Genomic DNA, 12,145 nt, shown 5'->3' with positions numbered 1-12,145 from the left:
ACTCCCCCAGAAGGAATTGAACCTCCGACCAAGTGGTTAACAGCCACCTGCTCTACCGCTGAGCTATAGGGGAATCAATATCTAAACATTATGCTAAATTGAAACTGTTTTGTCAAGTCATACAATCCATAAAAAATAATCTACTTATACTATAAGACCTTCAAAATAGCATCAGCAAGGATTTTAGAATCCCGGTCCCTAAGCTTAGAAGATCTAATTGCCCAAGCTTCCTCGTCAAATGCTAAATTCCTAACCTCAACCAACAATTTAGTCTTAACAACGTTATTTTTTAGCACATAAAGGTTTTGGCCCTTAATATAAGGGATTCTCTTAAAACCTTTTGTCATTTTTTCAATCATACTCTTAGAATGAGCATCAAAGCCCTTCCCATCCTCAAACTGGTAATAAAATCCCATACACCGAGGCGCACCAACACTATTATCAGAATGCAAACTAATATAAAGAACATCTTGTTCCTTAACATTTTTATACTTATTTATAAATTTCTTCACAACAACTAATCTTTTCCTCAAACCTTCTTGAGTACCATTTATCCAAGAGTCAACGGTATCGGTTTTATTTAAATCATAATCATTATAAACTTCATTTTTAACATTAACAAATGTATTATTAGCAGACACACTATCTCTGATTAAATGATCAGGGGATAAAATAGTAAGCTCAACATTAGCTCCATATTCTTTAAGATACACATAAAGCCTTAAAGCAATATCATAAACATATTCATCCTCGACAACAAAAATTTCATTCTTAAGTCCGTCTCTAGCTTTAACAATAGCACCAGGATCAAGACCTCCATGTCCAGGATCAATAATGATTAATTTATTTTTTAGGCTATTATTTTTCACTGGCCGAGATTGCACAAGACTTTCAAAACTCTTAAAAAGTTGACTTGCTTTCTTATAGGCATTCAGAGGCGAATACCAATCTTCTGAATAAAACTCACTTGGTTGACTTCCTTTTTTAGGCTTATACCAATAATAAAAAACTCCATTAGCCTCAAATATAGGTATTTTAGGCTCCAATACAACCAAAGCACTAATATCAAAAACATCTCTATTGTCTAAAACATTGGAAAAATTTAAATTTAATTTTTTACTCTTAGCAGAAACAATATTTGCAATAGCTTTAACTGTGGTTTTAGAAGTTTTATCCACAAATTCTTTTAGCTCTTTATTTGCAACAACTGGTCCTTTGCTTTTATCATAAATCTTAAGTTCCTGATTATGAAAAATACTATTCCCATTTAAATTATTCCAACTTTTAAGATCTTCAAGCAAAACCCCATATTTACGAGCAATACTATATAATGTCTCACCAACAGATACTTTGTGGGATATAAATGTTTCACTACTTCGATTTTCGCTCTTTAATTGTAAAGATTTAGAACTTGGCAAATCTTCTTCAATAACTTTTGAAACATCTAAAATTGAATCCGCCTTTAAATTTATTGCCTTACTTCCATTAAGACGAACAAGATGTTTTGCAGTAACACCATAAATATATGCAATTTTCCCAAGAGTCTCTCCCCGCTTTACATAATGAAAATTGACATTCCCAGAAGTCCTTTTTAAATATAATTTTTGACCAATTATTAAGCTCTTATTTTCTAGAGAATTAAATCGTATAATATCCTCAATACTAATATCAAAATCCACAGAAAGCTTGGAGAGTGAATCACCCTTTTTAACTATATATGGCTTTAAAAAACTAGGCTCATCCAAATTCAACTTAGAACCAACTTTAAGAAGTTTAGAACTTAAATTATTCCAAGCAAGCAATTCTTTTTCCTTAATGCCATATTGTTTAGATATATCTTCAATAGTATCGCCGACTTTAACAACATGAATTTTGGCATCAAGCTTGCTTAACTTAGGCTTCCTATTATTCTTTTTAGTAATAATTTTGTTAACCTTAGAAGAATTTGGAATAACTAATATACGCCCAACTCTAATATGCTCAGACTTCAAATTATTTGCACTTTTAAGTTCTTTTATTGGAATTTTATATTTAAGAGAAATCGAATATAAAGTATCACCTTTAACAACTTCATGTTTAAAATCAGCATATAAACTAAAGTAACTTACTATCCATAAAACAATACTAAGTCCTTTAATCTTAAAAATAAAAGGCCTAGTATTTCTCCTTAATCCCAGTATTTTGAACAGTATAATCATAAATGATCCAATAATAATCATACTTTTTTAAAAAAAAGGTATATCGTTTGGCTACATAAAAATGACCATCTTCAAAATACACATCAGATACAACTTTTCCTGTAGAATCCGTATAAGTTGTTTCAATAATAGAAAATTTACTTGGAACTTTTGAAATAGCAGAATTACTATCATTCCATAGATAATCTTTATACTCTTCTAGCATATTATTAGAACCTAATTTAAGTTCTTGCTTATAAAGATATGATTTATTTTGATCACTTAAAATAAGACTCTCAATATCAATATATAAAAAGAATTTTTCCCTCTCCCCAAGCCGCAACGCTGAAAATAAATATTCAACAACTTTATCAGGGGATAAATTTTCTCTTTTCAAAATACTTTGAATTTCACGATTGGAAGATAAATTAGAAAAGTCAAATTTTCCTGCAACATCATCCATTTTAGGTTTTAAAAACAAAGTAATAACATTAGACTCTACACGCTTTTGTGGATCTGAGATATCTGGGAAAAACATACCTTTGACAAAATAAACTCCATCTTTATCAAATTGTACAAATTGATTTAAGCTCATCACTACAGAAAATCTCTCATTAGGTCTTAAACTAAGAGTTCTTACAGGAATCGCAACATTTTTTGCCCTATCCTTAACATATTCAAGAGACCTTTTAACTTTTATGTTAGTAGTATCTGTAACATCAAAATCAAAACCGAAAGTATTAACATCTCCTATTTCAAGAACAAGTAAATCATCAGACGAATTACTAAGCGAAACTTCAATAGAAACATTACTATTAACACGATAAATTGATTGATTGAAAAACTTTATCTTAAAATCAAGACCCTTATAATCTCTAGGAAAAAGCATAAAAGGAACAACCATAAGAGATATAACAAACAATAAATTCCTAAATTTCATAAACTCCTCAAAATCTAATTATATTATACATAACGAAACAGAACATATCCATTAATATATAATATTATACTAAACTACAGAAACAAAAAGGTAAAAAATGAATATAGAAAAAGAATTAACTGCCAGATTAAATGACAATCAAAATCTAAAAAAAATACAACAACTTATTGAAAAAAATCTACCCTTTACAATAGTAGGACATGAAGGATTTTTTAAAGCTTTCTTAATCAACAAAATAAAGGAATACAGCAGTAGTAATAAAATTATATTAATAGTTAAAAACGAAAGTATCTCAGATGAACTCAAAGATGATTTAATGCAAATTACAGATAACATATATGAACTTAACTATTTCAGTCCCCTTATATATAAAGACATCAGTTCAAAAAGTAAAGTCTTTATAAAACGAGTAAAATTTTTAATCAATTTTTATGAAAATAATCCTGGGATCTACATTGTTTCACTAAAATCTCTACTTAGCAAAATACCTACAAAAGAAAATTTATTTAAAAACATTTATAAAATTCAGACAGATACGATAATAAACATAGAAAATCTTAAAAGTAAACTTATAAAACTAGGATATGAAAAAACAATGAGGGTTACATTACCTGGAGAATTTACAATAAAGAATGAAATAATAGACATACACTCATTTAATAAAACAGAACCAATAAGAATTTCAGTGAAGGTTGATAAAATAAAAGAAATAAAATATTTTAATCCCTTAACTCAATTAAAAAAAGGAACTCCAATGTCCGAATTTGCTATAATTCCCAAAAAGGAAATCATTTGGAATAACGAAAACATAAATAAACTAAAACACCACTTAAAAGAAAATGAATATAAAAAATTATTTGAACAAATTGAAACAAAATATAATGCAAGAGCAGAAGAAATATTTTATCCTCTAATAGGAGACACATACCTAAGCCAAGAAATAAATGAAGATATACCTATTATAAATTTAGAAATACAAAATTTACAAGAAGAGATCAAGAAGATCTATAAAGAGTATGAAAAACTTTACAGCCAAGCAATAGAGTCTGGAAAAAAAACAATTGCACCAAAAGAAATTTTCATAAATTTGAGCGATTTAAAATTAAAAACTAACATTTTTATCGTGCAAACCCCTGCAAATATAAAAACAAAAGAACTAATAGAATTTAACATTGAAAGTGAGCGTAAATTTTTCTCAAACATCACACTTGCAAAAGAAGAAATACAAAACTGGCTAAACAATGGATTTAAAGTAATCATTGCAGCAGAATCTAATTCACAAAAAGAAAAATTAAAATATATCTTCAAAGATCTGACAAAAATCAAAATTGAAATCTTAAAAATATCAAGCTCACTTATAATAAACAAAGAAAAAATAGCCATTATCCTTGAATCAGATATCTTTAATAGAAGACAAAAAACAAATAAAGCTTTCGAATCATCAAAAACTAAAACTATTGATTCATTTATTGAAGTGGAAAAAAACAGTCATGTTGTTCACATAAACCATGGAATTGGAATATTTCGGCAGATAAAAAGAATTAAAACGAGTCTTCTTGAAAAAGATTACATTGAAATTGAATACGCAGATAACGAAAAATTATTTATTCCAATCGAACAAACACATCTTATTCAAAGGTATATTGGAAATGAAACTCAAAATATAAAATTAGATAAAATCAGTTCAAAAACCTGGGAAAAGAAAAAAGCTTATGCAAAGAAAAGAATCGATGCAATTGCCGATAAACTTGTTGAACTTTACGTGAAGAGAGAAAGTAGTAAGGGATTTCAATATCCTCAAGACAATGGATGGCAATTATTATTTGAATCAGAATTTCCATACGATGAAACTCCGGATCAATTAACAGCAATATCAGAAATCAAACAAGACATGATGAGTTTAAAAGTAATGGATAGACTTTTATGTGGCGATGTTGGATTTGGTAAAACTGAGGTCGCAATGAGGGCTGCATTCAAAGCTGTCATGGGCAAAAAACAGGTAGCAATACTCTCTCCAACAACAATTCTTACAGAACAACACTTTAATACATTTAAACAAAGATTTAAAAATTTTCCAATCAACATTGCAATGATGAGTAGATTTATAAAAAAATCAAAAGAAAGAGACATTATAAAAAAACTAGAAACAGGAGAAATTGACATAATAATTGGAACACATAAAATACTCTCTAAGAAAATAATATATAAAAACTTAGGACTCATTATAATCGATGAAGAACAAAGATTCGGGGTAAAAGAAAAAGAAAAACTAAAGGAAATAAAAATCTCTGTTGATTGTCTTGCCCTATCAGCAACTCCAATACCGAGATCCCTTCATATGTCATTAATCAAATTAAGAGACATTTCTGTCTTAAAAACTCCACCCCAAAACAGAATAAAAATAGAAACTTATGTAGAAGAATTTAGCGAGCTACTGATTAAACACGCAATAGAAAATGAACTTTCTCGAGATGGACAAGTTTTTTTTGTACATCACAATATTCAAGAACTAGATTTAATAAAAGCAATGCTAGAAAAAATGGTTCCTTATGCAAGAATTGCAACCATCCATGCAAGGCTTCAAGGTGACCAAATTGAAAATATTATGCATGATTTTATAAATAAATCATATCAGGTATTATTAGCAACTACAATCATTGAAAATGGCATAGATATTGAAAATGCAAATACAATAATAATTAACAATGCGAATAGATTCGGACTTGCACAATTATACCAGCTAAGGGGCAGAGTTGGCAGAAGTTCACAGAAAGCTTTCGCTTATTTCCTATATAAAGAAAATTCAAGCTTAAACGAAAGTGCCATTGAAAGACTAAGGGCAATATCTGAATTTTCAGAACTTGGAACAGGATTTCAAATTGCAATGAAAGATATGGAAATAAGAGGTGTTGGAAACCTACTTGGACGCGAACAACATGGAGAGATCGAATCTATTGGACTAGATTACTACTTAACAATGTTAAACAAAGCAATTGAAAAACGAATGGGAAAAAATTCTAAGGAAGACGAAATCACTATTGAAATCAATTACAATGGATTCATCCCCGATAGCTATATAAATAATGAACAAGATAAAATATCAATTTATAAAAAAATCTCAAGGGTTCAAAACAAGGAAGAGAATAACAAAATAAGGACTGAAATTTATGACCAATTTGGACCAATCCCAAAAGAACTTAACAACTTACTTATATTATCAGAACTCAAATTACTTGCAAAAAAACTCAATATTACCAGCCTTAAAGAAAAAAATGAGTTACTCGAAATCGAATATTTAAATACAAAGAGTATTCCTGCCGAAAAAATAATGCAGATCATAAAAGACAATCCTACTATACTGAAAATAAATCCAGAATATAAAAATTCCGTTTTCTTAAACCTAAAACATATTAAAAAATCAGAAAAAATAAACTGCATATATAAAAATTTGAATCTATTATTATAATAAGAGAATAAAAGATATGAAAATATTAACAATTAACACAGGAAGTTCCTCATTAAAATTTACACTCTATAAACATAAAAATACACAAATATTAGTATCTGGAACAATCGAAAAAATAAAAACAAAAAAATCAATAATTAAAATTAAGACCAAAAATGGCTTACTAGAAAAAACAGATAAACATATCAAATCACACAAAGAAGCATTAAAACAACTGATTAGAATATTAACAAACAAGAAATTAAAAATCATAGAAAATCCAGACGAAATTCAAGGCATAGGACACAGAATTGTACATGGAGGTCCAAGTTTTAAAAATTCAACGATACTTAACACAAATACTTTAAGCGAACTAAAAAAGATATCCAAGCTTGCACCTCTTCACAATCCAATTGCAATAAAAGTTATAGAAATAACACTTAAAATATTTCCAAATGCAAAACAAGTTTTATGTTTTGACACATCATGGCACAAAACCATGAATGAAAATGCATTTTTATACGCCACACCATATTCTTGGTATAAAGACTATAATATCAGAAAATATGGATTTCACGGTTTATCATACTCATATATAACAAAAAGAGTTGCAACAATACTTAACAAACCTAAAGAAGATCTAAACTTAATAATACTACACCTAGGCAATGGCTCAAGCATCAATGCAGTTAAAAAAGGACTATCTTACGATACAAGCATGGGTCTTACCCCTCTTGAAGGACTTGTAATGGGCACAAGAAGTGGGGATATAGATCCTGCAATTATTCCTTTAATGAGCAAACTTTTAAATAAAACTCCAAAAAAAACCGAAGAAATTCTTAATAAGCAAAGTGGTATGCTTGGCATATCTCTTAAGTCAAATGATCTAAGAGACATTTGGGAAGGAGTAAAAAATAATGAATATAACTCTAAACTTGCAGTTGAAATAATGGCTTATAGAATAAAAAAATACATTGGATCTTACCTTGCAGTACTTGATTTCAATATTGATGCAATAATTTTTACAGCTGGCATTGGTGTTACAGATTATGGAATAAGAGAATTATCACTAAAAGGCTTTGAAAAAATTGGAATAGAAATTGATCCTCAAAAGAATAATTTAGCAAGAGACAAACATACAGAATCTGATATCTCAAGTGAAAAAAGTAAGACAAAAATACTTGTAATACCAACAAATGAAGAATTAACCATACTTGAAGATACCTACAATTTAATTACAAAGCCTTCATAAGGTTTAAAACAAAGATATAAGATTCAATCTTCAGAATATTTAACAAATAAATAATAAAAAAAGTTTAAAAATTAATTATAAAATGATCTTATCTCTAAAAATAGACTTACCAAATCAATCAAAATATTTTAGGAGTGTAAATCATATTAAAGTAAAACTTGCTTCTTGATATCTTCAAGGACCCTTTCTCCCTTAACAATCTTAAGCAAAGTAAAAGCAAATTCAAAAGCTGTACCAACACCTTTAGAAGTAATAAAATTATTACTAATAACAACATCTTCATCCACAAATTCGCCATCAGTAATATCATTTTCAAATCCAGGATAACACGTAAATTTATTTGCACCTAAGAGTCCCTTTGCAGAAAGCACAATTGCTGGAGATGCACAAATGGCTGCAATTAACTTGCCTTGTAAGTTCATATTTCTTAAAATCTTATCTAAATCTTTAGATTCAAAAAGATTGACAGCACCAGGCATTCCTCCAGGAAGTATTATTAAATCAAAATGGTCCTCACTATAATCTGATATTTTTTCATCAGCATAAAAAGTAAAACCTCTAGAACTTGAAACAACCTTATCATCACTCAAACTGATAACCTTTGGATCAACACCACCTCGTTTTAAAATATCCATAGGAATTATAGCTTCAATTTCTTCAAAACCATTCGCAAGCACAATTGCCACTCTCATAATAAAAACTCCTTAATGCTGATGGAGGGACTTGAACCCACGACAACTCGGATATGAGCCGAGTGCTCTAACCAACTGAGCTACATCAGCTTGTAGCCATTAAAGTGTATAAATTCAAAGATATTTTGTCAATATAAAATCATACTCTTAAAATACACACTCATTTCATTAAAATGATTACAACCAATATACTAAGAAATTCAACTTACAGGATAAGTACTTGGTATTTCTTTTAAAAGAAAAATAAAATTATTACTGACAATAAATTACATCTCCTAATATGAATAAAAATACAAAATTTTATAACTTAAATTATGTTCATTTATTGAAGTAGGTTTAAAAACAATAGAAAATCTGGAATGAGTAATTTTAAAACAATATGATATACTTATGAATCGAAAAAAAAACAAAAGATTGGTATGGTTTAAATGAAAAAAATTGTTTGTATAGCTATCTTTTTTATCCATAATAATTGTTTCGCCTACAACTTTTGGACTACAGAAGATAAAGAAAAATTAATAGATAACATAGTAAGTCAAATGGATGATAAAGAATTATTAGGCCAAATGTTCATGATAAGTTACCCGGAAGAACAAATAACAAAATTTGTACTAAATTTCATAAAAGAGAAAAACTTAGGGGGAATTAAAATCTTTGGATGGAATGCAAAAAACTTACACATGCTAATAGAAAGTATAAATAAAGCACAATCGATGTCACAAAACAATAGATTTAAAACACCTTTATTTATAGCAACGGATCAAGAAGGTGGATGGACACAACATATAAAACTCAAAACATCAAAAACAATAGGAAATCTTGGAATCACAGCTACTCTATCACCAAATGATTCCTACCTTACAGGATATCACATAGCAAATGAGCTAAGACAACTTGGAATCAATCTAAATTTTGCACCTATAACAGACATTTACAGCAATGAGGAAAATTTTACAATAGGACCAAGGACATATTCAAATAATCCACAAATCGTTTCTCTTTTTGCTCTAGCTTTTTATAAAGGACAAAAACAAGCAGGAATAATTTCAACAGCAAAACACTTCCCCGGACATGGGAATACTATTGTTGATTCTCACATAAAAATGCCAATAATAAACTCAAATTTAAAAGAAATGCAATCAAATGAATTATTGCCATATAAAATATTAATACAAGAAAATATTCCAATGATTATGAGCGGACATCTAGCATACCCAATGCTTACAAATGGCAAAGAAATACCCGCATCATCTTCAATTAAAATCATAAAGGAACTACTTAGAAAAAAGTTGAAATATGATAATTTAATAATAACAGATGATTTATTAATGAATGCAGTAAGATATAACAATGAAAGCATTTATGACACAATTGAAAGAATTATTAGAACTGAAACTGATATTTTATTAATATCACTAAACGAAAATATACAAAACAATGCATACAATAAACTATTAAGCCTCATGCAAAAAGATAGTGAAATAAGAGAAAATATCATTAAATCTAACAAGAGAATACTTAGAATAAAGTTAGAATACTTAAAAGAAAGAAAAAATGAAACTGAAATTTATTCAAATCATAAAAAAGTTCAAGCAATACCTACTAAAGAAGCTAAAAATTTTTTTGAACAAAGTACATTAAGAGGGATAACTAAAATAAAGTTATCAAAACAAGTATCAAAGCATAAAAAAACACTTTTAATATCACCTTATAACACAATGATTAAAGAAGGGAAAAAAATATTTCAAAACAGTTCCGGTTATTACTATGATTATTATCCCTTAAACAAAATGAACCCCACAAAACTGAAAGAGATAAAAAAGCTAATTGAAAAACACGAACAAGTTATCTTTAATCTCTCAACACCCGCTAGTCAACAATACATAGAAAACTTAAAAGAATATAAAGACAAAATAAGTATAATTGTATCACTTACACCCCAATATATTAAAAACCTAGACTGGATACAAAACATAGTAATAGTATACGGAACAACAATACTGTCTTTTAAATCTGGATTCCTCACTTTAACAGAGGATTTTAATCCAAAAGGAAAAAGCCCCTTAATAAACTTTAAGCCTTAATAGCGTCCTTGATGTATGAGATTATTTGACTCTCTAAAAGATTTAAAGAACTATTTTTAATCTTAAATCCACTAGCATGTTTATGTCCCCCTCCCCCAAAATACTTTGCAAGCTCACCCACATCAAAATATTCTCTAGAACGAAGCCCCACCAAAATAGAACCATCTTCCGTTTCTTTTAAAATAATTAATATTTCATTATTCTCAACATTAGAAAGAAGCGCATAAAAAAGTTCATTAACGCCACTAACATTATTATCCTTCTTAGAATTGAAAGGCAAAATAGTAAGCAATACTTTTCCATCGAAATAAGCTTTAAGATTGTTTAACATCACACTAAGCATATCTATTGAAGTTAAACTCTTAACAGATTCAATATAATTATAAACATCCTTAAGACTTAAACCTTTAGAGACGAGTCTAGCTACCATTTCAAAAGGCTCAGGATCACTTCTTGAAATAAATCTAAAAAATCCTGTATCTGTGCAAAATCCAACCAAAATATACCATGCTTCCTCTTTAGTAACCTCATACCCAAATTTCCTAATTAATTTCTCAATCAAAAAAGTAGTTGAAGGAGCAAAAGAATCAATATACCCAGGAACATCCAACTTATCACCCGATGCATGATGATCAATAACAAGAATAGGCATATCTTTTACATAAAAACCAAACTCATCTCCAATTCGATCAAATATGGAGCAATCCAAAATAATAACAGCATAATCTGAAGAATCAATATCTGGCCATTTAGATAAAAACTTATCTTTAAAAGGAATTATTTCCTTTCTCACAAAAGGACCTTCATTTAACATAATGACTCTTTTACCTATTCTAGACAAAAAAGAAGCTAAAGCTAAAGACGAGCCAATACAATCAAAATCAGGATCCTTATGCCCAATAATAATAAAATTATTATATTTTTTAATAAATTCAATAACATCTATCATAAAAAAATATTAACAAACCTTTCACATACATCAACAATTACATCTTATAATTAAACATTTTACAATATTTTTATAGAAAATTATAATCATTGTGCTATAATTGACAATATCATCAACTAAGAGGCATTAAATGAAAGATAATGAACAAAATGCAATTGTAAAAGCATTTCAATTGGCAGAAACTGCAAGAAATAATGCATATTCACCATATTCAAAATTTAAAGTGGGAGCTTGTATTAAAACTAAAGACAATTTATTTTTTCAAGGTTCAAATGTTGAAAATGCAAGTTTTGGAGCAACTCGTTGTGCAGAGCAAGCCGCAATAATGAACATGATATCATCTGTTGGTATACAAAAAATAGATTTTATGTTAATCACAACAACTCCAGCAAGTGTACCATGTGCAATATGTCGTCAAGTAATGTCAGAATTTTTCGAAGAAAATACTAAAATATTAATGACAGATCCTAACCAATTTAACGCCACTAAAACAATCTCACAAACTTATACACTTAAAGATTTACTTAAAATTCCATTCAACAAAGAAGAGTTATCAAGAATATTTAAGGCAAATCAAGAAACATAAATTAAAAATTTGTGTAAAGA

Annotated in this window: 8 protein-coding genes and 2 tRNA genes; 4 read left to right on the top strand and 6 right to left on the bottom strand. The window is 28.6% G+C overall.

Annotated features, from left to right (window positions below; translation table 11 throughout):
- Nucleotide 1: 1 nt before the first annotated feature.
- From bvRMA01_RS03180 to bvRMA01_RS03170, 3 genes are all read right to left on the bottom strand, one after another.
- Nucleotides 2–73, bottom strand: a tRNA-Asn gene (locus tag bvRMA01_RS03180).
- Nucleotides 74–149: 76 nt separating this feature from the next.
- The gene (locus bvRMA01_RS03175; RefSeq protein ID WP_247032133.1) at nucleotides 150–2,198 is read right to left on the bottom strand and encodes a LysM peptidoglycan-binding domain-containing protein; all 2,049 of its coding nucleotides are present in this window, start codon (nucleotides 2,196–2,198) and stop codon (nucleotides 150–152) included.
- The gene (locus bvRMA01_RS03170; RefSeq protein ID WP_247032132.1) at nucleotides 2,155–3,117 is read right to left on the bottom strand and encodes a hypothetical protein; all 963 of its coding nucleotides are present in this window, start codon (nucleotides 3,115–3,117) and stop codon (nucleotides 2,155–2,157) included. Before bvRMA01_RS03170 ends, bvRMA01_RS03175 begins: the two co-directional genes overlap by 44 nt.
- 97 nt (nucleotides 3,118–3,214) lie before the next feature.
- Between bvRMA01_RS03170 and mfd the strand changes: the two genes are divergently transcribed.
- Together mfd and bvRMA01_RS03160 are read left to right on the top strand one after the other, a co-directional pair.
- A complete protein-coding gene (gene mfd / locus bvRMA01_RS03165; protein ID WP_247032130.1) occupies nucleotides 3,215–6,583 on the top strand; it encodes a transcription-repair coupling factor in 3,369 nt (1,122 codons plus the stop codon).
- Between the two features lie 16 nt (nucleotides 6,584–6,599).
- Nucleotides 6,600–7,814 carry an acetate kinase gene (locus bvRMA01_RS03160; protein ID WP_247032128.1) on the top strand — a complete coding sequence of 405 codons (1,215 nt, stop codon included), beginning with the start codon at nucleotides 6,600–6,602 and terminating at the stop codon, nucleotides 7,812–7,814.
- A 146-nt stretch (nucleotides 7,815–7,960) separates the two neighbouring features.
- Here the strand turns inward: bvRMA01_RS03160 and bvRMA01_RS03155 are convergent, their stop codons facing one another.
- Entirely contained in the window at nucleotides 7,961–8,506 is a 546-nt protein-coding gene (locus bvRMA01_RS03155; RefSeq protein ID WP_247032126.1) for a DJ-1 family glyoxalase III, read from the bottom strand.
- 16 nt (nucleotides 8,507–8,522) lie between these two features.
- Nucleotides 8,523–8,596: transfer RNA gene (locus bvRMA01_RS03150), tRNA-Met, on the bottom strand.
- Nucleotides 8,597–9,045: 449 nt separating this feature from the next.
- Here bvRMA01_RS03150 and bvRMA01_RS03145 point away from each other — a divergent pair.
- Nucleotides 9,046–10,590, top strand: coding sequence for a glycoside hydrolase family 3 N-terminal domain-containing protein (locus bvRMA01_RS03145; protein ID WP_247032409.1), 1,545 nt, complete (start codon nucleotides 9,046–9,048; stop codon nucleotides 10,588–10,590).
- On the opposite strand, the gene bvRMA01_RS03140 is transcribed toward bvRMA01_RS03145, so the two are convergent.
- Entirely contained in the window at nucleotides 10,580–11,539 is a 960-nt protein-coding gene (locus bvRMA01_RS03140) for a DHH family phosphoesterase (protein WP_011772557.1), read from the bottom strand. The genes bvRMA01_RS03145 and bvRMA01_RS03140 overlap by 11 nt on opposite strands.
- A gap of 130 nt (nucleotides 11,540–11,669) precedes the next feature.
- On the opposite strand from bvRMA01_RS03140, the gene cdd reads away from it, so the two are divergent.
- Nucleotides 11,670–12,125: a cytidine deaminase gene (gene cdd / locus bvRMA01_RS03135; RefSeq protein ID WP_011772556.1), complete on the top strand. Its 456-nt coding sequence runs from the start codon at nucleotides 11,670–11,672 to the stop codon at nucleotides 12,123–12,125.
- Nucleotides 12,126–12,145 lie beyond the last annotated feature (20 nt).

Source organism: Borrelia venezuelensis, from assembly GCF_023035835.1.
In the GTDB taxonomy this organism is placed as follows: domain Bacteria; phylum Spirochaetota; class Spirochaetia; order Borreliales; family Borreliaceae; genus Borrelia; species Borrelia turicatae.
The sequence above is the reverse complement of the archived record's forward strand: the minus strand, read 5'-3'. Positions and strand labels throughout refer to the sequence as shown.